Genomic DNA, 22,152 nt, shown 5'->3' on the forward strand with positions numbered 1-22,152 from the left:
CCGGAGCTGAGGTGCGTATAATTCTGCCAGACATCGGAGCCCGAAGACGCATGCCGCAGACAAAACACCCTTTACTCGACGTTCAACTGCTGACTGACACTCATTTGCCGCGATTGGAGGCTCGTCCTCTGGATGCTCATAAGGGGCAATTCGGTCATTTGTTGCTGATCGGTGGCGACCGCGGCTTTGCTGGCGCCGCGTTATTGAGTGCGGAAAGTGCCTTGCGCAGTGGTGCGGGGCTGGTGTCCCTGGCAACTCGCAATGAGCACGTAGCGGCGGCCGCTGCGCGGCTGCCGGAAGTCATGACCCAGGGCACTCATTCGGCCAACCAACTGATGGGGTTGTTGGCGCGGGCCACGGTACTGGTGGTTGGTCCCGGACTGGGGCAGGGCGCCTGGGGGCGCAGCCTGTTGTCGGCAGCGGCCAACGCGCCTTTGCCTCAGGTATGGGATGCCGATGCCTTGAATCTCCTGGCCTTGGGCGGTCTACAGCTGCCGGCGGCCAGCGTGATCACCCCCCATCCCGGGGAGGCGGCTCGTCTGCTGGGGATCTCCATCGCCGAGGTTCAGGGTGATCGTCCGGCGGCGGCCCGAGCCTTGAGCGCAAAATACGCCGCGGTTGCCGTGCTCAAGGGTGCTGGCAGCCTGATCGCCAGCCCCGAGGGGCAAGTGGCCCGCTGTGATGCTGGGCATCCGGCGATGGCCACGGCGGGACTGGGGGATGTGCTCGCAGGATTGATCGGTGCGTTGCTGGCGCAGGGACTGTCGACATTCGATGCGGCTTGCCTGGCGGTCTGGGTACACGCCCGCGCTGGCGAGCAGCAAGGCAAATTGGGCCGAGGGCTGGCGGCCAGTGATCTGATTCCAGCCATTCGTCAGTTGTTGGAGGAGCAATCACCGTGTCTGAGTTAACCCTTTATCTGGCCGACGAGCAGGCCATGGTGGAATTTGGTGCACGCATTGCTCGCGTCACTCAGGGCGTGGGGGTGATTTTTCTTGAGGGCGATCTGGGGGCGGGCAAAACCACCCTGTCCCGGGGGATCATCCGTGGCCTGGGGCATGACGGGGCGGTAAAAAGTCCGACCTTTACCCTGGTGGAGCCCTACGAGATAGGTCCGGTGCGGGCTTTTCACTTCGACTTGTATCGTCTTGTGGACCCGGAGGAGCTGGAGTTTCTGGGGATTCGCGACTACTTCGAAGGCGATGCACTGTGTCTGTTGGAGTGGCCCCAGCGTGGTGCAGGCTTTTTGCCAAAGCCCGACCTGACCATTACCATTACCCCGCATAACAATGGGCGTTCTGTGCATCTGTTGTCTCAAGGCTCGCGAGGCGAGTCCTGGTGTGCCGCTTTGGCGTTGGAATTCAAATAATTGATGGGGTTAGGTATGCGCATTCGCGCGTTGGTTGCTGTCGTAGGACTGTTGCTTACGGCATTGGCCGTCGATGCTGTGGCCGCTACACAGGTTCGCAGCGTCCGCCTGTGGCGGGCACCGGATAACACGCGACTGGTCTTCGACCTGTCCGGTCCGGTTCAGCACAGCGTCTTTACCCTGACGGCCCCGGATCGTCTGGTGATCGATATCAATGGCGCGACCCTCGGCGGTCCGCTGAATGTCGCCACGGCCAATACGCCGATCACCGCCATGCGCTCGGCGCAGCGTACCCCCAGTGACCTGCGAGTGGTCATCGACCTGAAAAAGGCCGTCACCCCCAAGAGTTTTACCCTGGCGCCCAACGCCCAGTATGGCAATCGCCTGGTAGTCGACCTGTTCGACAACCCGGCTGATGCCGCACCGCCTGCTGCTCCGCCCCCTGCTGTGGCCACCGTTCCCGCCGTGCCAGTCACGCCTGCGGAGCCCGCGATCAAGCTGCCGCCGGCCCCGGCGGGCAAGCGCGACATCATCGTGGTGATCGACGCCGGTCACGGCGGTGAAGACCCGGGTGCCTCCGGCTCCCGTGGCCAGCATGAGAAAGACGTGGTGCTGGCCATCGCCCGTGAACTGCAGCGCCAGATTAATGGCATCAAGGGGTTCCGCGCCGAGCTGACCCGTACTGGCGACTACTTCATTCCGTTGCGCGGTCGTACCGAGATCGCTCGGAAGAAGGGCGCTGACCTGTTCGTTTCGATCCACGCCGATGCCGCGCCTTCGACGGCAGCCTTTGGCGCCTCGGTATTCGCCCTGTCCGAGCGCGGCGCCACATCGGAAACTGCCCGCTGGCTGGCGGACAGTGAAAACCGCTCCGACCTGATCGGTGGTGCCGGCAACGTCAGCCTGGATGACAAGGACCGGATGCTGGCCGGGGTGCTGCTGGATCTGTCGATGACCGCATCCCTGACCTCCAGCCTCAATGTCGGGCAGAAAGTCCTGAACAACATCGGCCGGGTCACACCGCTGCACAAGCAGCGTGTGGAACAGGCTGGGTTCATGGTGCTCAAGTCCCCGGATATTCCATCGATCCTGGTGGAGACCGGCTTTATCTCCAACTCCAATGAAGCCTCGAAGCTGGCTACTGTCAGCCATCAGCAGGCCTTGGCTCGCTCCATCAGCAGCGGCGTGCGGCAGTTCTTCCAGCAGAACCCGCCACCGGGCACCTATATCGCCTGGCTGCGAGATTCCGGGAAGATTGCCCAGGGGCCTCGCGATCACCGGGTCAACCCGGGGGAAACCCTGGCGATGATTGCGGTGCGCTACCAGGTATCGGCGCCCGCCCTGCGCAGTGCCAACAATCTGAAAAGCGATGAATTGAAAGTGGGGCAGGTCCTGACCATCCCCGGCACTGAATTGGCGGCCAAGGAATGAGTGACTCGGTAATCAGCGGCGCGCGCATCGAGCTGCTCAGTCCGCGCCTGGCTAACCAGATTGCCGCGGGTGAGGTGGTTGAGCGCCCGGCTTCGGTGATCAAGGAGCTGCTGGAAAACAGCCTGGACTCTGGCGCCAAGCGCATTGATGTGGATGTCGAGCAGGCTGGAGTCAAGCTGCTGCGGGTCCGTGATGATGGCAGTGGCATTTCCTCCGACGATCTGCCTCTGGCGCTGGCGCGGCACGCCACCAGCAAGATCCGCGACCTGGAAGACCTCGAGCGGGTGATGAGCCTGGGGTTTCGCGGTGAAGCCCTGGCCTCCATCAGTTCCGTGGCGCGCTTGACCCTGACGTCCCGTACCCGTGATGCCGATCAGGCCTGGCAGGTCGAAACCGAAGGGCGCGACATGGCGCCGCGAGTGCAGCCGGCGGCCCACCCGGTAGGCACCTCGGTGGAAGTGCGTGACCTGTTCTTCAATACTCCAGCCCGACGCAAGTTTCTCAAGGCGGAGAAAACCGAGTTCGATCACCTGCAGGAGGTGATCAAGCGTTTGGCTCTGGCGCGTTTCGACGTGGCCTTCCATTTGCGCCACAACGGCAAGAGCATCCTCAGTCTGCATGAAGCCAAGGATGATGCAGCTCGCGCCCGGCGCGTGGCGGCGGTTTGCGGCTCGGGCTTTTTGGAGCAGGCGCTGCCCATTGAGGTCGAGCGCAACGGTCTCCATCTTTGGGGCTGGGTGGGCTTGCCAACCTTCTCCCGCAGCCAGGCGGACTTGCAGTATTTCTACGTCAATGGTCGTGCGGTACGGGACAAGCTGGTGGCCCACGCGGTGCGTCAGGCCTATCGCGATGTGCTGTTCAACGGCCGGCATCCGACTTTTGTGCTGTTTTTCGAGGTCGATCCCTCGGTGGTCGACGTCAATGTGCACCCGACCAAGCATGAAGTGCGCTTCCGTGATGGGCGCATGGTGCATGACTTCCTTTATGGCACCTTGCACAGGGCTTTGGGCGATGTGCGCCCCGAGGACCAGTTGGCAGCGCCGGCGGCGGTAGCAGGTATTGTGCGGCCAAGCGGTATCGAAGCCGGTGAGTTCGGACCCCAGGGTGAAATGCGCCTGGCCGCGAACCTGGCCCTGGAGCAGCCGCAGTCCCAGCCGAGCTTCAATGCGCCGGGCTCTGGTGCTGGTAGTGGCTATCAGTATCAGTACACACCACGGCCCCAGCCAGTGCTGCCGGCTGCGGAGTCCCAGGGAGTCTATCGCGAGTTCTTTGCGCCCTTGCCTGGGGCTGCGGCCACAGCCCTGCCGGAGGGGCAGGAGGATATTCCGCCATTGGGCTATGCCCTGGCACAGCTCAAGGGCATCTATATCCTTGCGGAAAACGCTCTGGGCCTGGTGCTGGTGGATATGCACGCTGCTCATGAGCGGATCATGTACGAGCGTTTGAAGGTGGCCATGGCCAGCGAAGGCTTGAGTGGCCAGCCGTTGCTGGTGCCGGAATCGATTGCTGTCAGCCAGCGTGAAGCCGATTGCGCGGAAGAGCATGTCGCCTGGTTCCAGCGTCTGGGCTTCGAGTTGCAGCGCCTGGGACCTGAGTCTCTGGCGATCCGGCAGATTCCGGCGCTGTTGAAGCAGGCTGAAGCCAATCGCCTGGTGCATGATGTGCTTGCTGATTTGATGGAATACGGCACCAGCGACCGAATTCAGGCTCATCTCAATGAACTGCTCGGCACCATGGCCTGCCACGGCGCGATTCGCGCCAACCGGCGCCTGGCCCTGGCGGAAATGAATGGCCTGTTGCGGGATATGGAAAACACCGAGCGCAGCGGCCAGTGCAACCACGGTCGACCGACCTGGACCCAATTGGGTCTGGACGATCTGGACAAACTCTTTTTGCGCGGCCGTTGATGACTCAGCTTCCTCCAGCGATTTTCCTGATGGGCCCGACCGCTGCGGGCAAGACCGACCTGGCCATCGAGCTGACCAAGGTGCTGCCTTGCGAGTTGATCAGTGTCGATTCGGCGCTGGTGTATCGCGGCATGGATATCGGCACCGCCAAGCCCTCCAAGGAGTTGTTGGCGCAGTTTCCCCATCGCCTGATCGATATTCTCGACCCCGCCGAAAGCTACTCGGCGGCAGATTTTCGCACCGATGCCCTCGCGGCCATGGCCGATATCACCGCTCGGGGCAAAATTCCGCTGCTGGTGGGGGGCACCATGCTGTATTACAAGGCGCTGCTTGAAGGCCTGGCGGATATGCCGCCAGCAGACCCGCAGGTCCGCGCCGAACTCGAAGACGAGGCTCAACGCCTTGGTTGGCAGGCGCTGCATGATCAACTGGCGGCTGTGGACCCCGAATCTGCGGCGAGGATTCATCCCAATGATCCTCAACGCCTGACCCGAGCGCTGGAAGTCTATCGGGTCAGCGGTCTGACAATGACCGCTCATCGTCAGCGTCAATTGGCGCAAAGTGCTGAGGCAGGCGCATCGGGACGCGGTCAATTGCCCTATACTGTCGCCAATCTGGCCATCGCTCCGGCGAATCGTCAGGTACTGCACCAGCGTATTGCACAAAGATTCACACAAATGTTGGAACAGGGATTCATTGACGAGGTCGTAGCTCTGCGCTCAAGAAGTGACCTGCATGCCGGGTTGCCGTCTATACGTGCAGTGGGTTACCGCCAAGTCTGGGATCATCTGGATGGCAAGCTGACGTCAGCCGAAATGCAGGAGCGGGGCATCATTGCCACGCGCCAATTGGCGAAACGGCAGTTCACCTGGTTACGCAGTTGGGCTGACCTGCAATGGTTGGACAGCCTGGATTGCGACAATCTGCCACGCGCCTTGAAATACCTAGGGACGATCTCCATATTGAGCTGAGTCCTTGCAATTGCCGTCTATCCTTGGGGGTGTGACGGTTTGAGCTATCTGTTTTCCGATTTTTATTATTGATCCTTAAAGGAGTGCGGCACATGTCAAAAGGGCATTCGCTACAAGACCCTTACTTGAATACATTGCGTAAAGAGAAAGTTGGGGTTTCCATCTATCTGGTTAACGGGATCAAACTGCAAGGCACGATCGAGTCCTTCGACCAGTTCGTTATCCTGCTGAAAAACACCGTCAGCCAAATGGTTTACAAGCACGCTATCTCTACAGTGGTTCCAGTTCGCCCAATTCGTCTGCCTAGCGCATCCGAATCCGAACAGGGTGACGCTGAGCCAGGTAACGCCTGATAGGAGTCTCCTTTGTTCTTTGAGCGCCACGGTGGTGGTGAACGGGCCATTCTCGTTCACTTGGATGGTCAGGACCCTGAGGCGCGCGAAGATCCGCAGGAGTTTCAGGAGCTGGCATTATCGGCCGGCGCCGAGACCGTCGCGTTTGTTAGCGTGCCGCGTCATCGGCCAACCGCCAAATACCTGGTTGGCAGCGGCAAGGTCGAGGAATTGCGCGATCTGGTCAAAGCCGAACAGGTAGACTTGGTGATTTTCAATCACATCCTCACGCCCAGTCAGGAACGTAACCTCGAACGTGTATTCGAGTGTCGCGTGATTGATCGCACGGGTCTGATTCTCGATATCTTCGCTCAGCGCGCACGCACTCATGAGGGCAAGCTCCAGGTAGAACTGGCACAGCTTGAGCACATGAGCACGCGATTGGTTCGTGGCTGGACTCACCTTGAACGGCAGAAAGGCGGTATTGGTCTGCGTGGTCCGGGTGAGACTCAGTTGGAAACCGACCGGCGCCTGCTGCGAGTGCGTCTGCGGCAGATCAAGGCGCGTCTGGAAAAGGTTCGCAGCCAGCGCGAGCAGGCTCGTCGAGGCCGTAAGCGTGCCGACATTCCTTCAGTTTCGCTGGTGGGCTACACCAACGCTGGCAAATCCACGTTGTTCAATGCTGTCACCGCGTCCGATGTATTCGCCGCCGACCAGCTGTTCGCTACCCTCGATCCGACTTTGCGCCGCTTGGAGCTGGATGATCTGGGGCCGATTGTGCTGGCTGATACCGTCGGTTTCATTCGCCACCTGCCGCACAAGCTGGTGGAGGCGTTTCGGGCTACCCTCGAAGAGTCCAGCAACTCCGACTTGCTGCTTCATGTGATCGATGCTCACGAGCCCGAGCGCATGGCTCAGATCGAGCAGGTGATGGTGGTACTGGGTGAGATCGGGGCTCAAGACTTGCCGATCCTGGAGGTCTATAACAAACTCGATTTGCTCGAGGGGGTGGAGCCGCAGATTCAGCGCGATCCCGATGGCAAGCCGCAGCGTGTCTGGTTGTCGGCCCGTGATGGCCAGGGACTTGATCTGCTCAAGCAGGCCATTGCGGAGCTGCTGGGTGAAGATTTGTTCGTAGGCACCTTGCGCTTGCCTCAGCGTTTTGCTCGACTGCGAGCACAGTTTTTCCAGTTGAACGCTGTGCAGAAAGAAGATCACGACGACGAAGGGGTCAGTTTGCTGGCCGTTCGCCTGCCGCGGGCCGAGTTGAACCGGCTGGTCAGTCGCGAAGGTCTGCAACCGTCGGAATTCATCGAGCAACACACTTTGCAATAAAAGCCTGGGCATGCGGTTGTGCCGCTGTAGCAGGCATTCTGTAGCATTGGTCGGCGCGCCGTGGGTGCGTCTTTGCTTTATCAGATGGAGAGCGCTATGGCTTGGAATGAGCCGGGTGGCAACTCGAATAATCAGGACCCTTGGGGTGGTAAACGCCGCAATAATGGCGATCGCAAGGGGCCACCAGATCTCGACGAGGCCTTCCGTAAGCTGCAGGAAAGCCTGAATGGGTTGTTCGGTGGTGGTAAGAAACGTGGTGATGACGGCGGTAGCTCCGGCAAGGGCGGTGGTTTCGGCTTGCTGGGCATTGGTCTTGTCGTGCTGGCGGCCGTGTGGCTGTACAGCGCGGTTTATGTAGTCGATGAGCAGGAGCAGGCCGTGGTGCTGCGCTTCGGCAAATACTACGAAACCGTCGGCCCGGGTCTGAACATCTACTTCCCGCCGATCGATCGCAAGTACATGGAAAACGTCACGCGTGAGCGTGCCTACACCAAGCAGGGGCAGATGCTCACCGAGGACGAGAACATCGTCGAAGTGCCGCTGACCGTGCAGTACAAGATCAGCAATCTGCAGGACTTCGTGTTGAACGTTGATCAGCCGGAAATCAGTCTGCAGCATGCAACCGACAGCGCCCTGCGCCATGTGGTGGGTTCCACCGCCATGGATCAGGTGTTGACTGAAGGTCGTGAATTGATGGCCAGTGAAATCAAGGAGCGGTTGCAACGCTTCCTCGACAACTACCGCACCGGTATCACCGTGACTCAGGTGAACGTACAGAGCGCAGCTGCACCACGTGAAGTGCAGGAAGCCTTCGATGACGTGATCCGAGCTCGTGAAGACGAACAGCGTTCGCGCAACCAGGCTGAAACCTACGCCAACGGTGTTGTGCCGGAGGCTCGTGGTCAGGCTCAGCGCATCCTCGAAGATGCCAATGGTTATCGCGACGAAGTGGTATCGCGGGCCAAGGGTGAGGCTGATCGCTTTACCAAGCTGGTTGCCGAGTACCGCAAGGCTCCTGAAGTGACTCGTCAGCGCCTGTACCTGGACACCATGCAGGAAGTCTTCAGCAATACCAGCAAAGTTCTGGTAACCGGCAGCAAAGGCGGGCAGAACAACCTGCTCTACCTGCCGCTGGACAAGATGATCGACAGTGGTCGTAGCGGCGGTGTTCCGGCAACGGGATCAGCGTCTGCGACCAGCAATGAAGCGAATGCGCGCGCCGCTGCGGAGCACATGCAGCAACAGCAGCAGACGCGTTCTAGGGAGAGTCGCTGATGAGCAATAAATCGCTGATCGCCCTGATCGTGGGCGTTGTCGTGGCGGTGGTTGCCTGGAACAGCTTCTACATCGTCGCTCAGACCGAGCGCGCGGTGTTGCTGCAGTTCGGTCGTGTGGTCCAGGCTGATGTCCAGCCTGGCCTGCATGTGAAAGTGCCCTATGTGAATCAGGTGCGTAAGTTTGATGCGCGCCTGATGACCCTGGATGCACCGACACAGCGCTTCCTGACCCTGGAAAAGAAAGCCGTCATGGTGGATGCCTACGCCAAGTGGCGAGTGAAGGATGCTGAGCGCTTCTACACCGCGACTTCCGGTCTCAAGCAAATTGCCGACGAGCGTCTTTCCCGTCGTCTGGAATCGGGCCTGCGTGACCAGTTTGGTAAGCGCACCCTGCATGAAGTGGTTTCCGGTGAGCGTGATGCGCTGATGGCGGATATCACGGCTTCGCTGAACAGGATGGCGGAAAAGGAGCTGGGTATCGAAGTGGTCGATGTCCGGGTCAAGGCCATCGATCTGCCGAAGGAAGTGAACCGCAGCGTGTTCGAGCGCATGAGCACCGAGCGTGAGCGTGAGGCTCGCGAGCACCGTGCCAAGGGTAACGAGTTGGCCGAAGGTATTCGTGCTGACGCTGATCGTCAGCGTCGCGTGCTGCTGGCTGAAGCCTATCGCGAGTCTGAAGAGGCGCGCGGTGATGGTGATGCTCAGGCGGCGGCGATCTACGCCAAGGCCTACGGCCAGGATCAGGAGTTCTACGCGTTCTACCGTAGCCTGCGTGCCTACCGTGAAAGCTTTGCAAACAAATCCGACGTCATGGTTCTGGACCCAAGCAGCGACTTCTTCCACTACCTGGAAAAGTCCAAGCCTTGATCAGGCCCTGATCCTTGGGCACCCCGCCGGGCGGCTAAAATGCCTCGCGGGGTGATCCTTTGGGAAAACGGGTGTATGATGCGGCAGCCGGGAAATTCCCGGCTTTTTTGCGTCTGCATCTTTGATTGGCCGTGGCTCGTTCAAGAGCTCGGCAAGATTTTTCGAGGAAAATAGTCTGTACAGCTGATTCCTGGCTGCCTGTCCGGCTGAGCTCGCGTCGGATGCGACTGTTTTCTGCTTCACTCTAAGGCTGGCCCCAGGCTTGCCGCCCGGACCATAGGGGAATGGCGTAATGGCAACGGTAGACCGCTGGCTGCTGCCAGATGGCATCGAAGAAGTATTGCCGCCGGAAGCGGCGCGCATTGAAGTGGCGCGTCGTCAGGTGTTGGATCTGTTTCAGAGTTGGGGTTACGAGTTTGTCGTGACTCCCCATATCGAATACCTGGAATCCCTGCTGACAGGTGCCGGCCAGGACCTGGATCTGCGTACCTTCAAGGTCATCGACCCGCAGTCGGGTCGGCAGATGGGGTTCCGTGCCGACATTACGCCACAAGTGGCGCGAATCGATGCCCACACCCTGCGTCGCGAAGGGCCGAGCCGCCTGTGCTATGCCGGCAGCGTGCTGCATGCTCAGCCGCGGGCCTTGTCGTCCTCGCGCAGCCCGATCCAGTTGGGCGCCGAGTTGTACGGCGACGCCAGCCCGAGCAGCGACGTTGAGGTCATCAGTCTGATGTTGGCCATGCTGCAGTTGGCCGATGTGCCGGATGTGCACATGGATCTGGGGCATGTGGGCATCTACCGCGGCCTGGCCCAGGCTGCCGGCCTGTCCGGTGCCGTGGAGCAACAATTGTTCGATGCCCTGCAGCGCAAGGCGATCGATGAAGTCATCAGCCTGACCCAGGGCCTGCCGGCCGATCTGGCCGACATGCTGCGCTCCCTGGTGGAGTTGTGTGGTGGCCGCGAAGTATTGGGCGATGCTCGCCGTCGCCTGGCGGGTGCGCCGACCTCGGTGCTGCTGGCCCTGGATGAGTTGCTGACGATCGCCGAGCGCTTGTCGGTGCGTTTCCCTGACTTACCGTTGTATTTCGATCTGGGCGAGCTGCGGGGCTATCACTACCACACGGGTGTGGTGTTCGCGGTGTTTGTACCGGGCGTGGGTCAATCCATCGCCCAGGGCGGTCGCTACGATGACATCGGAGCCGATTTTGGACGTGCCCGTCCAGCGACCGGTTTTTCTACCGATTTGAAAACCCTGGTGACCCTGGGGCGTGCTGAGGTCGAGCTGCCGTCTGGTGGTATCTGGATGCCTGACAGCACCGACGCGGCACTCTGGCAGACCGTCTGCCAGTTGCGCAGTGAGGGTCAGCGTGTCGTTCAGGCTCTGCCTGGGCAACCTTTGGCCGCCGCCCGTGAAGCGGACTGCGACCGGCAATTGATTCAGCAGAATGGGCTTTGGCAAGTATTGCCGCTGGCTTCTTGAGTTTTCCTGCCGGCGGCTGCCGGCACCAAGTTTGCGCGAATGAGGACAAGTGTTATGGGTAAGAATGTCGTAGTCCTGGGCACCCAGTGGGGTGATGAGGGCAAAGGCAAGATCGTTGATCTGCTGACCGAACATGCCGCCGCCGTAGTGCGCTACCAAGGTGGCCACAACGCTGGCCACACTTTGGTAATCGATGGCGAGAAGACCGTCCTGCACCTGATTCCGTCCGGCGTGCTGCGCGAAGGCGTGCAGTGCCTGATCGGTAACGGCGTAGTGGTAGCACCGGATGCCTTGATGCGTGAAATCGTCAAGCTGGAAGAGAAAGGCGTACCGGTGCGTGAGCGCCTGCGTATCAGCCCTTCCTGCCCGCTGATCCTGTCCTATCACGTAGCCCTGGACCAGGCCCGCGAGAAGGCTCGTGGCGAGCAGAAGATCGGTACTACCGGTCGCGGCATCGGCCCGGCTTACGAAGACAAGGTTGCCCGTCGCGGGCTGCGCATCGGTGATCTGTTCCACCGCGAGCGTTTCGCCGCCAAGCTGGGCGAGTTGCTGGACTACCACAACTTCGTGCTGGTCAATTACTACAAAGAGCCGGCCATCGACTTCCAGAAGACGCTGGACGAGTGCATGGAATACGCCGAGCTGCTCAAGCCGATGATGCTCGACGTCACCGCCGAGCTGCACCAGCTGCGTCGCGCCGGCAAGGACATCATGTTCGAAGGCGCCCAGGGTTCGCTGCTGGACATCGACCACGGCACCTATCCGTATGTCACCAGTTCCAACACCACCGCTGGCGGCATCGCCACCGGTTCGGGCGTGGGCCCGATGTACCTGGACTACATCCTGGGCATCACCAAGGCCTACACCACGCGTGTGGGTTCGGGTCCGTTCCCGACTGAGCTGTTCGATGACGTCGGCGCTTTCCTGGCCAAGCGTGGCCACGAGTTCGGTGCGACTACCGGTCGTGCCCGTCGTTGTGGCTGGTTCGATGCCGTGATCCTGCGTCGCGCCATCGACGTCAACAGCATCTCGGGCCTGTGCCTGACCAAGCTGGACGTACTGGACGGCCTGGAAACCATCAATATCTGTGTTGGCTACAAGAACCAGGATGGTGCAGTCATCGACGCGCCTACCGACGCCGACAGCTACATCGGCCTGGAGCCGGTGTACGAGCAGATGCCGGGCTGGAGCGAATCGACCCTGGGTGCCAAGACCCTGGAAGAGCTGCCTGCCGCTGCTCAGGCCTACATCAAGCGCATCGAAGAGTTGGTCGGCGCGCCGATCGACATTATTTCGACGGGCCCGGACCGCAACGAAACCATCGTTCTGCGCCATCCGTTTGCTTGATAAGTCGTTGATGTAAAAACCAAAGGGCCCTTGATCGGGCCCTTTGTCGTTTCTGTCCGCCGTGCGGCACGACCCTTGCTGTGAAACTCGCTTCTAGAGTGCCATCAGAATAATGGCGCCAAAAGTAGAGGGATTTCCTGTGTCGGCCGTTCTCTCACTGTTACAAAGCCGTTTACTGCGGCCTGTGTTCGTTACTCTCGGTATCGCCCTTTTGGTGCAGGTAGTGCTCGCCGTTGCCCTGACTCGGAGCACGGTGACTGCCCTGGAGGCCGATCTGGCTGCGCGTTTGGGTGTTGATAGCCAGAAGTTGTCTGGCGAACTCGAGCAGGCGGGCAAGGAAGTCACTTCCAGTCTGGAAAGCCTGTCCAGCAGTACGCGTCAGCGTCTGACGGCGGGGCTGTCTTCGCGTCTAAAGGAGGAGCAGGTCCAGCTGCGTGCAGCGCTGGAGAAGGACCTCAAGGACTCCGCCAATGATATGGCCCAGTTGCTGGCCTCTGTGGCGCCTCGTGCCATGTGGGACAGTGATGTGCCGACTCTGTCCGAGTTCGCACGGCGTGCCCAGCGTAACCCCAACGTACTGTTCGTGGTCTATGACGATGCAGCAGGTGAGCATCTGACTCGCTATCTGAATCGTGAGAATCCGATCAACAAGGCCCTGTTGGAAAAGGGCAAGGGCGATCGGGCCTTGGACAAGGTTCTGAATGCCGCCAAGAACGATCCTTCTGTCTACTACCTTGAGGCGTCGATCAATCCTAATGGAGTGGAAATCGGCAAGGTGCTGATGGGGGTGTCCACGGCTTCGGTAGAGGCAGATATCGCCGCCTTGGATCAGCGCTTCGGGGCATTGATCGCCAGCAGTGACCAGTTGGTTGGAGACAGTCTCAAGGGAGCCTCCGCCGACAGTTCGGCGGCCATGCGCTCGCGCTTGCAATCGGCTCAGGCCACTGCCGCGCAAATGCAGGCCAATACCGCAAGCACGGTGCAGGAGGCTGCGGCCACCTTGCGCTGGCAGATCGGTGTTGGCCTGGCGCTGGTGGGGTTGGCCCTGCTGCTGTTGCTGGCGGTAGTGTTGGGGCGGCGAGTGGTGAACAAACTGCATCTGTTGATCACGGCTCTCAACGACTTGGCAGCGGGCGAAGGGGATCTGACCAAGCGCGTGCCCCTCAACAGCAATGATGAAATTGGTGATATGGCCTCGGCGGTGAACCGCTTTGTGGATAAGTTGCAGCCCATTGTGCGTGAAGCGGGCGATGTGGCGCAGCGTACCGGTGTGGAGATTGGGGCTATGAGCCTGCGCAATGCTGGGGCGGATGCAGCGGCTGAGGCGCAGCGTGACGAAGTGGCCGAAAGCTTGCGGGCGCTATCGCAGATGGCTGATGAGGCCCAGGCGGAAAGCCAGGCGATGCAGGCGGCGCTGCAGCAGGTGGTGGAGATCCGTCAGGCCACTGACGAGAACACCCGCACTTCGGAGCAGGTCGGCAGCCTGATCGAAGCCCTGGCCGGGCAGGTGGATACCGGGGCCAAGGTGATCGAGCGCCTGGCTCAGCAGAGCGAGCAGATCGAGGTGGTGCTGACGGTGATTCATGGCATTGCTGAACAGACCAACCTGCTGGCGCTGAATGCGGCGATCGAAGCAGCGCGCGCCGGTGAAACCGGGCGCGGGTTTGCCGTGGTGGCGGATGAGGTGCGAGCCCTGGCCAGCAAGACCCAGAGCTCCACAGGCGATATCCAGGCCCATATCGGCGCGTTGCAACAGGGCGCGCGAGAGGCGGTGGCGGCTATTGGGCAGGCCGGCCGTCAGGCCAGCGAGGGTTTGCTGGTGCTGCGTGACAGTGTCCGCCTGCAGCAGACGGTGCAGTCTTCGGTCGAACAGGTGCATGCCGCGATTGGCTTGGCCACCCAGGCTGCAGCGCATCAGGCTCAGGGCGCGCAAGCGGTGCGGGGGCGGGTGGAAACCATTCATGCCCAGGCCGAGCGAGCGGCTCAGGCTGTGGTGGAGACCACCGCCAGCGGCAAGGTACTGGACAGCCTGGCGGCGCAGCTCAAGGCCAGTCTGGGGCAGTTCCGCGCTTGATCTTTCGCTGGCCGGCTGGCTCCTACGTTGCTTTGTAGGAGTCGGCGTGCCGGCGAAGCACTTCTCAACGGCTCAGATACATCCGCGTCGTCAGCAGATACACCGGCAGCCCAGACACCAGAATCAGCAGTGCTGCATAAGGTGCCGCGGCCGCAAACTCCACATTCGCGGTATGGGCCCAGACCTCTGTGGCCAGGGTATTCAGCCCGGTCGGGCTGAGCAGCAAGGTTGCAGTCAGCTCTTTCATCGCATCCAGAAACACCAGGGCGAAGGCCGCGCCCAGTGCTGGAAAGATGATCGGCAACGTCACCCGGCAAAAAGCACTGAATGACGATGCTCCCAGGGTTCTTGCCGCTTCTTCCAGTTGCGGCGCGGCCTTGTTCAGGGCGGTGCGGATGGGCGCCTGGGCCAGGGGCAGGAACAGCAAGGCATAGGCGATCAGTAACAGCGCCGAGGTTTGATACAGTACCGGCACATAGTGCAGGGCGAAGTACACCAGCGTCAGGGCGATCACCAGGCCGGGCAGGGCATGCAACAGGTAGGGCAGACGCTCGGCCCAGATGGCCAGTCGTCCCTTGTGACGCACCACTAGCAGTCCCACAGGAACCGCCAGCGCCAGGCACAGGGCGGCACCGCCCAGGGACAGCGCCAGGGAGGAAAGCAGTGCTTCGCCGATGGCTGCCACCGGGAAAGCGGCCGATGAACCCACGGCCAGCCAGTAGGCAAGCATGCCCAGGGGAACGCCGCTGCCAATCAAGGCCAGTAGCAGGCAGTAGATTTGTCCGCCTGCGGACCAGCGTCCCAGGCGTACCTGTTCTGCATGTCGCGCTGCACCTTGGCCGGTGCGTACGTGACGCCCCTTGCCACGAACCCGCAGCTCTAGACCCAGCAGTATCAGGCACAGCACCAGCAGTACCGCCGAGAGCATGGCTGCGTTGGCGTTGCTGAACTCCAGCTCGAATTGCTGATAGATCGCCGTGGTGAAGGTTTGCAGGCCGATGATCGACAGGGCGCCGAATTCCACCAGCATGTGCAGGGCAATCAACAGGGCTCCTGCCAGTAACGATGGCCAGAGCAGGGGCAGGGTGATCTTGAAGAACACGCCCCAGCGATTTTGCCCAAGGGTGCGTGCGGACTCTTCGAGGGAGGGGTCAAGATTGCGTAGGGTGGCTGCCACTGGCAGGAACACTAGGGGGTATTTGGACAGGGTCATCACCAGGATCGCACCGCCCAGTCCTTCGAATCCGGCGCTCAGGGACACCCAGGTGAAGCTGCTGATGACGGCCGGTACGGCGAAGGGCAGGCACAGCACTACGCCCCAGATCCGTCGCCCTGGCAGATCGCTGCGTTCCAGCAGCCAAGCCAGGGATAGGCCGATCATTGCGCAGGCGATGGTGACTCCCAGCATCAGTAGCAAGGTGTTGCTTAGCAGGCGGAATACATAAGGGCGCCACAGCAGCTGCAGCGCTTCGGCCCAGCCGGCTTGCCAGGCCTTGAGCCCGACATACAGCAGAGGCAGCAGGCTCAGGCAAACCAGTAGCAATACCGGCAGCAGCAGCCAGATCGATGGTCGCTTGCGCCTCGGCACGTAAGGCGTGCGCGAGGCGGGGGCGCAGAGTGGTGGACTCATCAGTTCAGGCCGACGTCGCGTTCCAGGTCCAGTGCTTCCTCGGCATTTCCGAGGTCGGCCGGGGTTACTTTCGGAGCCTGCAGTTCACTGAATGGCTTGAGGCCGCGATCCGACTCCATGCCTTTATGCAGTGGGTACTCGGCGGTGGTCTGGGTGATCACCCGCTGACCCTCTTCGCTGGCCATATAGGCAAGGAACTGTTGAGCTTCTTTCGGGTGTTTGCTGGACTTGAGCACTGCGGCGCTGGAGACCGTGATCAGGCCACCAACATCGCCGCCGGTGAAATAGTGCAGCTTCGAGTCCAGTTGACCTTTTTCCCGTTGCAGTGCGAACCAGTAGTAGTTGTTCACCAGGACGCTGGCCACTTCGCCGTTTTCCACGGCCTTGAGGGCTACCATGTTATTGCTATAGACCTTGCCGAATGCCCGCAGGCCGGTCAGCCACTCTTCTGCTGCATCCATGCCGTGCAATTTGATGATGGCCACGGCTTGTTCCTGGAAGGCGCCGCTGGTCGGTACGAAACCGACCTTGCCTTGCCACTGTGGCTGGGAGAACTCCATCACCGACTTGGGCAGGTCTTTTTCATTGATCAGTTTCGGGTTGAAAGCCACCACTCGCACTCGAGCGGTGATGCCGATCCAGGTGCCGTTGCTGGCCACGTATTCCTTGGGCAGGACGGCCAGGGTCGCGGCATCGGTCTGGGCAAGCAGGCCTTGTTCGCCCAGTTTGTTCAGGGGCGGGGACTCTTCGGTGTAGATCACATCAGCGGGGGAGCGATCGCCTTCTTCGACGACCTGGCTGGCCAACTGATTGCTGCTGCCCTTGCGCACGTTGACGTGGATGCCGGTCTTGGCTTCGAAGGCCTTGGCAACGGCATCGCCGACTTCCTTGTGCTGGCCGTTATACAGGGTCAGGGAAACCGGATCGGCTGCCTGGGTGAGTGGAGATGCCAGGGTCAGTCCCAGCAAAGTGATGGTCAAGCCACGCAGAAGGGATGTTGGAAGGAGGGTATTTCTGAACATCATTCGCAGGTTTCCTCACTGTAGTGCCGCAAAAACTTGTAACAATCATAAACGATATCGTTTCTCATGTGCGCTTTGCGGGTACGACGGCGGGGCGATGAGGCGAGGGAATGCCTGGAGGCAGAAACGCAAAAACCCGCTTTCGCGGGTTTTTGAGAGGCTTGAAAGCGATGCTCTCAAGTTTGAATTGGTGCCCAGAAGAAGACTCGAACTTCCACGACCTTGCGGTCACCAGCACCTGAAGCTGGCGTGTCTACCAATTTCACCATCTGGGCAGTATCGACGTCGTCGCCGTGTCGATGGAGCGCACTATACGGACCGTGTTTTGATCTGTAAACCCCTGTTTTGGTTTTATTAAATCAAACACTTAGAATGCAAAAACCCGCTTTCGCGGGTTTTTGTTTGAGTCTTGAAATTGATCTAATCTCAAGCTCTTGAATTGGTGCCCAGAAGAAGACTCGAACTTCCACGACCTTGCGGTCACCAGCACCTGAAGCTGGCGTGTCTACCAATTTCACCATCTGGGCAGTATCGCTGACGTCTCCGTCGTCGATGGCGCGCACTATACGGAGGCTCTTTTAAGCTGTAAACCCCCGATTTCAAAAAAGTTTGAAAAAAGTCTCCGGTGGCAGGCGTGAGGATGTTTCTGAGGCGGCGATGAGGATTTTTCCAGCGTTGTCTGAGCCTGAAATTTCCCGTTTCAATACGCGTATGCCAAACTAACCCGCATATAGACAAGGTGAAATTTATCTAATGGCCGATTGGCAGTCCCTCGATCCCGAGGCCGCTCGTGAAGCGGAAAAATACGAAAACCCTATTCCTAGCCGCGAACTCATCCTCCAGCACCTTGCTGATCGGGGTTCGCCTGCTAGTCGCGAGCAGTTGGTAGAAGAGTTCGGTCTGACCACAGAGGACCAACTTGAAGCTTTGCGCCGCCGCCTACGCGCCATGGAGCGCGACGCTCAACTGATCTACACCCGCCGCGGCACTTATGCGCCGGTGGACAAGCTCGACCTGATCCTCGGTCGTATCAGCGGCCACCGCGACGGCTTCGGCTTTCTGGTGCCGGATGATGGCAGCGACGACCTGTTCATGAGCCCGGCGCAAATGCGCCTGGTATTCGATGGTGACCGCGCCTTGGCCAGAGTTTCCGGCCTGGATCGTCGTGGTCGCCGCGAAGGCGTGATCGTCGAAGTGGTATCTCGTGCCCATGAAAGCATCGTGGGGCGTTACTTTGAAGAGGGCGGTATTGGCTTTGTGGTAGCGGATAACCCGAAGATCCAGCAGGAAGTGCTGGTGACGCCGGGGCGTAATGCCAATGCCAAGGTCGGTCAGTTCGTTGAAGTGAAGATTACTCACTGGCCGACGCCGCGCTTCCAGCCACAAGGCGACGTAGTTGAAGTGGTAGGCAACTACATGGCGCCAGGCATGGAAATCGACGTTGCCCTGCGCACCTACGATATTCCCCATGTCTGGCCCGAGGCCGTGCTCAAGGAAGCTGCCAAGCTCAAGCCGGAAGTGGAGGAGAAGGACAAAGAGAAGCGCATCGATCTGCGCGACCTGCCTTTCGTCACTATCGACGGTGAAGACGCTCGCGACTTCGACGACGCGGTGTACTGCGAAGCCAAGCCCGGTAAGCTGCGCCTGTTCGGCGGCGGCTGGAAACTGTACGTGGCCATTGCCGACGTCTCCAGCTACGTGAAGATTGGTTCGGCTCTGGATGCTGAAGCCCAGGTGCGTGGCAACTCGGTGTATTTCCCCGAGCGGGTTATCCCGATGCTGCCTGAGCAGCTTTCCAATGGCCTGTGCTCGCTGAACCCGAAAGTTGATCGCCTGGCCATGGTTTGTGAGATGACCATCTCCAAGTCCGGCGAAATGACCGATTACCAGTTCTATGAAGCGGTGATCCACTCCAAGGCGCGACTGACCTACAACAAGGTCAGCGCCATGCTCGAGCAGCCGAAAACCACCGAAGCCAAGCAACTGCGCGGTGAGTACGCGGATGTCGTACCGCACCTTAAGCAATTGTATGCGCTGTACAAGGTCCTGCTCGGTGCTCGCCATACCCGTGGCGCCATCGACTTTGAAACCCAGGAAACCCGGATCATCTTCGGTTCCGAGCGCAAGATCGCCGAAATTCGTCCAACCACGCGCAACGATGCTCACAAACTGATTGAGGAGTGCATGCTGGCGGCCAACGTGGCCACCGCCGAGTTCCTCAAGAAGCACGAGATTCCGGCCCTGTACCGGGTGCACGACGGTCCGCCGCCGGAGCGTCTGGAGAAGCTGCGTGCCTTCCTTGGCGAGCTGGGCCTGTCCCTGCATAAAGGCAAGGATGGTCCTACGCCGAAGGACTACCAGGCGCTGCTGGAAACCATCAAGGATCGTCCGGATTACCACCTGATCCAGACCGTGATGCTGCGCTCGCTGAGCCAGGCGGTGTACAGCGCTGATAATCAGGGCCACTTCGGCCTGAATTACGAAGCCTATACCCACTTCACTTCGCCGATCCGTCGTTACCCGGACCTGCTGACCCACCGGGCCATTCGCAGTGTCATCCACTCCAAGCAAGACACGCCGCACGTGCGTCGAGCCGGAGCGATGAGTATTCCGAAAGCGCGTATCTATCCGTACGACGAGGCCATCCTCGAGCAGCTCGGCGAGCAGTGCTCGATGAGTGAGCGTCGCGCCGACGAAGCCACTCGTGACGTGGTGAACTGGCTCAAGTGCGAGTTCATGAAGGATCGCGTCGGCGAATCCTTCCCTGGCGTGATCACCGCGGTCACCGGTTTTGGTCTGTTCGTCGAACTCACCGATATCTACGTCGAAGGCCTGGTGCATGTGACTGCGCTGCCAGGTGACTACTACCACTTCGATCCTGTGCATCACCGCTTGGCGGGCGAGCGCACCGGTCGCAGCTTCCGCTTGGGCGACACCGTGGAAGTGCGAGTCATGCGCGTAGATCTGGACGAGCGCAAAATCGATTTCGAGATGGCCGAAAAGACCATTGCTGCACCTATTGGTCGCAAAAAGCGGGGGGCTGCGGACGTGCCGGCGAGCAAGGCAGTCGAAGAGCCAGCTCCAGCGAAGGCGGGGCGTCGCAGCTCTGCCAAGGAGAAAGCGGTCGAGGCTTACCGTCCGAGCGATGCGGCGGCAAAAAACGCCGAAGTACGCAAAAGTCGTGAAATGAAACAGGCGCTGCTGGCGGGAGCCAAAGGCGGTGGTAAAGCGGCGTCTGGGGGAAAGTCCGGCAAATCGGCTCCGGCCAGAGACAGCGACCGGCCAGCCAAACCGAGCAAACATCGTAAAGGTCCGCCCAAGGCGGGCTCCGCTTCCGGCGCGAAAAGCGGCGGCGCGCGCAAACCTAAGGCCAAGTCATGAGTCAGTTGGAAAAGATCTACGGCGTGCATGCTGTAGAAGCGTTGCTGCGTCACCATCCCAAGCGGGTCAAGCAGATCTGGTTGGCTGAAGGGCGCAGTGACCCACGGGTTCAGGTGCTGGTTGATCTGGCTGCGCAGAACCGTGTGTCGGTCGGCCAGGCCGAGCGTCGTGAGATGGACGCCTGGGTTGAAGGCGTGCATCAGGGGGTGGTGGCGGAAGTCAGCCCAAGCCAGGTGTGGGGCGAAGCCATGCTCGACGAACTGCTGGATCGCACCGAGGGCGCGCCGCTGTTGCTGGTGTTGGATGGCGTGACCGATCCACACAACCTCGGCGCCTGCCTGCGTACCGCCGATGCGGCGGGTGCCCTGGCGGTGCTGGTGCCCAAGGACAAGTCGGCCACTCTGACCCCGACCGTACGTAAGGTGGCTTGCGGCGCTGCCGAAGTGATTCCGCTGGTGGCGGTGACCAATCTGGCCCGTACCCTGGAAAAGCTTCAGCAGCGCGGCCTGTGGATCGTCGGTACCGCCGGCGAGGCCGAGCAGGAGTTGTACGATCAGGACCTGACCGGCCCGACCATCATCATCATGGGGGCCGAAGGCAAGGGCATGCGTCGCCTGACTCGCGAGCACTGCGACTATCTGGTGCGCCTGCCAATGGCCGGCAGCGTCAGCAGCCTCAACGTCTCCGTGGCCACGGGCGTCTGCCTGTTCGAAGCCATGCGCCAGCGCGGCGCCAAGGCCAAGGCCGTCGCCAAGAAAGCCTGATCTATCCCGTAGGAGCCGGCTTGCCGGCGAACCACGCCCTGCCGTCCATTGCCGGCTCGTTGGCTCCTGCAGGTGATTGTTCAAATAATCACCAATTGCCTTGCGCCGCTGTTCCCCCTTCTCTACAATTGCGCCCCTTGCCGTGACGGCAGGCGCATATGTGCCTACTAACAGGCAAGACACACCAGTGTCATTCACTCCTTGTCTGACCGCTTATAGGCGGCAGGCTACAACCCGTAAGGAGCATTCATGCGTCATTACGAAATCATCTTTTTGGTCCACCCGGATCAAAGCGAGCAAGTCGGCGGCATGGTTGAGCGTTACACCAAGCTGATCGAAGAAGACGGCGGCAAAATCCACCGTCTGGAAGACTGGGGCCGTCGTCAACTGGCCTACGCAATCAACAATGTTCACAAGGCTCACTACGTGATGCTGAACGTTGAGTGCACCGGTAAAGCCCTGGCTGAGCTGGAAGACAACTTCCGTTACAACGATGCTGTGATCCGTAACCTGGTCATCCGTCGCGAAGAAGCCATCACTGGCCAATCCGAGATGCTCAAGGCTGAAGAAAACCGCAGTGAGCGCCGTGAGCGTCGTGACCGTCCTGAGCATGCTGACAGCGCCGATGGCGATGACAGCGACAACAGCGACGCCAGCGATAACGCTGACGAGTAATCCACGGACCTTTTGAGGAGCCAATTACATGGCACGTTTCTTCCGTCGTCGTAAATTCTGCCGCTTCACCGCTGAAGACGTGAAAGAGATCGATTACAAAGATCTCAACACTCTGAAAGCCTACGTATCCGAGACCGGCAAAATCGTTCCAAGCCGCATCACCGGTACCAAAGCTCGTTATCAGCGTCAGCTGGCCACCGCTATCAAGCGCGCCCGCTTCCTGGCCCTGCTGGCCTACACCGACAGCCACGGCCGCTGAGACCGGGCAGTCGACAAGTAGTAAGGGATTG

At 60.3% G+C, this 22,152-nt stretch carries 18 protein-coding genes and 2 tRNA genes; 16 read left to right on the forward strand and 4 right to left on the reverse strand.

The features are described 5' to 3' along the window. Positions 1-50: 50 nt before the first annotated feature. The 12 genes from LOY69_RS02770 (at position 51) to LOY69_RS02825 (ending at position 14,390) form a co-directional block, all read left to right on the forward strand. Complete coding sequence (locus tag LOY69_RS02770; RefSeq protein WP_265074108.1) at positions 51-911, forward strand: NAD(P)H-hydrate dehydratase; 861 nt, start codon at positions 51-53, stop codon at positions 909-911. After that, positions 899-1,369, forward strand: a complete 471-nt coding sequence (gene tsaE, locus LOY69_RS02775; protein WP_102862906.1) for a tRNA (adenosine(37)-N6)-threonylcarbamoyltransferase complex ATPase subunit type 1 TsaE — start codon at positions 899-901, stop codon at positions 1,367-1,369. The genes LOY69_RS02770 and tsaE overlap by 13 nt, the downstream gene beginning before the upstream one ends. Positions 1,370-1,372: 3 nt before the next feature. Beyond that, entirely contained in the window at positions 1,373-2,800 is a 1,428-nt protein-coding gene (locus LOY69_RS02780) for an N-acetylmuramoyl-L-alanine amidase (RefSeq protein ID WP_205413457.1), read from the forward strand. Further along, complete coding sequence (mutL, locus tag LOY69_RS02785) at positions 2,797-4,707, forward strand: DNA mismatch repair endonuclease MutL (RefSeq protein WP_102882012.1); 1,911 nt, start codon at positions 2,797-2,799, stop codon at positions 4,705-4,707. Before LOY69_RS02780 ends, mutL begins: the two co-directional genes overlap by 4 nt. Next, positions 4,707-5,678, forward strand: a complete 972-nt coding sequence (miaA, locus tag LOY69_RS02790) for a tRNA (adenosine(37)-N6)-dimethylallyltransferase MiaA (protein ID WP_102862909.1) — start codon at positions 4,707-4,709, stop codon at positions 5,676-5,678. Before mutL ends, miaA begins: the two co-directional genes overlap by 1 nt. Before the next feature lie 92 nt (positions 5,679-5,770). Next, positions 5,771-6,031, forward strand: coding sequence for an RNA chaperone Hfq (hfq, locus tag LOY69_RS02795; protein ID WP_007921378.1), 261 nt, complete (start codon positions 5,771-5,773; stop codon positions 6,029-6,031). A 12-nt stretch (positions 6,032-6,043) separates the two neighbouring features. Continuing rightward, positions 6,044-7,345, forward strand: a complete 1,302-nt coding sequence (gene hflX, locus LOY69_RS02800; protein ID WP_102862910.1) for a ribosome rescue GTPase HflX — start codon at positions 6,044-6,046, stop codon at positions 7,343-7,345. 96 nt (positions 7,346-7,441) lie between these two features. After that, positions 7,442-8,620, forward strand: a complete 1,179-nt coding sequence (gene hflK, locus LOY69_RS02805; protein ID WP_102862911.1) for an FtsH protease activity modulator HflK — start codon at positions 7,442-7,444, stop codon at positions 8,618-8,620. Beyond that, the gene (hflC, locus tag LOY69_RS02810) at positions 8,620-9,489 is read left to right on the forward strand and encodes a protease modulator HflC (protein ID WP_102862912.1); all 870 of its coding nucleotides are present in this window, start codon (positions 8,620-8,622) and stop codon (positions 9,487-9,489) included. Before hflK ends, hflC begins: the two co-directional genes overlap by 1 nt. Positions 9,490-9,781: 292 nt before the next feature. After that, on the forward strand, positions 9,782-10,969 hold the full coding sequence (locus tag LOY69_RS02815) for an ATP phosphoribosyltransferase regulatory subunit (RefSeq protein WP_102862913.1): 1,188 nt from the start codon (positions 9,782-9,784) through the stop codon (positions 10,967-10,969). Positions 10,970-11,023: 54 nt separating this feature from the next. Further along, complete coding sequence (locus LOY69_RS02820; RefSeq protein ID WP_047283686.1) at positions 11,024-12,316, forward strand: adenylosuccinate synthase; 1,293 nt, start codon at positions 11,024-11,026, stop codon at positions 12,314-12,316. Positions 12,317-12,455: 139 nt separating this feature from the next. Continuing rightward, complete coding sequence (locus tag LOY69_RS02825; protein ID WP_265074109.1) at positions 12,456-14,390, forward strand: methyl-accepting chemotaxis protein; 1,935 nt, start codon at positions 12,456-12,458, stop codon at positions 14,388-14,390. A 64-nt stretch (positions 14,391-14,454) separates the two neighbouring features. Here the strand turns inward: LOY69_RS02825 and LOY69_RS02830 are convergent, their stop codons facing one another. The 4 genes from LOY69_RS02830 to LOY69_RS02845 form a co-directional block, all read right to left on the reverse strand. Then, positions 14,455-16,020 carry an ABC transporter permease gene (locus LOY69_RS02830; RefSeq protein WP_265074110.1) on the reverse strand — a complete coding sequence of 522 codons (1,566 nt, stop codon included), beginning with the start codon at positions 16,018-16,020 and terminating at the stop codon, positions 14,455-14,457. Further along, positions 16,020-17,045, reverse strand: a complete 1,026-nt coding sequence (locus LOY69_RS02835) for an extracellular solute-binding protein (RefSeq protein ID WP_110595443.1) — start codon at positions 17,043-17,045, stop codon at positions 16,020-16,022. Before LOY69_RS02835 ends, LOY69_RS02830 begins: the two co-directional genes overlap by 1 nt. Positions 17,046-17,230: 185 nt before the next feature. Next, a tRNA-Leu gene (locus tag LOY69_RS02840) sits at positions 17,231-17,317 on the reverse strand. Between the two features lie 165 nt (positions 17,318-17,482). Further along, positions 17,483-17,569, reverse strand: a tRNA-Leu gene (locus LOY69_RS02845). Positions 17,570-17,795: 226 nt separating this feature from the next. Here LOY69_RS02845 and rnr point away from each other — a divergent pair. The 4 genes from rnr (at position 17,796) to rpsR (ending at position 22,121) form a co-directional block, all read left to right on the forward strand. Then, positions 17,796-20,423, forward strand: a complete 2,628-nt coding sequence (rnr, locus tag LOY69_RS02850) for a ribonuclease R (RefSeq protein WP_110595444.1) — start codon at positions 17,796-17,798, stop codon at positions 20,421-20,423. Further along, positions 20,420-21,187 carry a 23S rRNA (guanosine(2251)-2'-O)-methyltransferase RlmB gene (rlmB, locus tag LOY69_RS02855; protein ID WP_016964328.1) on the forward strand — a complete coding sequence of 256 codons (768 nt, stop codon included), beginning with the start codon at positions 20,420-20,422 and terminating at the stop codon, positions 21,185-21,187. The genes rnr and rlmB overlap by 4 nt, the downstream gene beginning before the upstream one ends. 249 nt (positions 21,188-21,436) lie before the next feature. Beyond that, complete coding sequence (rpsF, locus tag LOY69_RS02860; protein WP_011058949.1) at positions 21,437-21,862, forward strand: 30S ribosomal protein S6; 426 nt, start codon at positions 21,437-21,439, stop codon at positions 21,860-21,862. A 28-nt stretch (positions 21,863-21,890) separates the two neighbouring features. Beyond that, a complete protein-coding gene (gene rpsR / locus LOY69_RS02865) occupies positions 21,891-22,121 on the forward strand; it encodes a 30S ribosomal protein S18 (protein ID WP_002551829.1) in 231 nt (76 codons plus the stop codon). Positions 22,122-22,152 lie beyond the last annotated feature (31 nt).

Source organism: Pseudomonas sp. B21-059 (assembly GCF_026016285.1).
GTDB classification, from domain to species: Bacteria; Pseudomonadota; Gammaproteobacteria; order Pseudomonadales; family Pseudomonadaceae; genus Aquipseudomonas; species Aquipseudomonas danubii.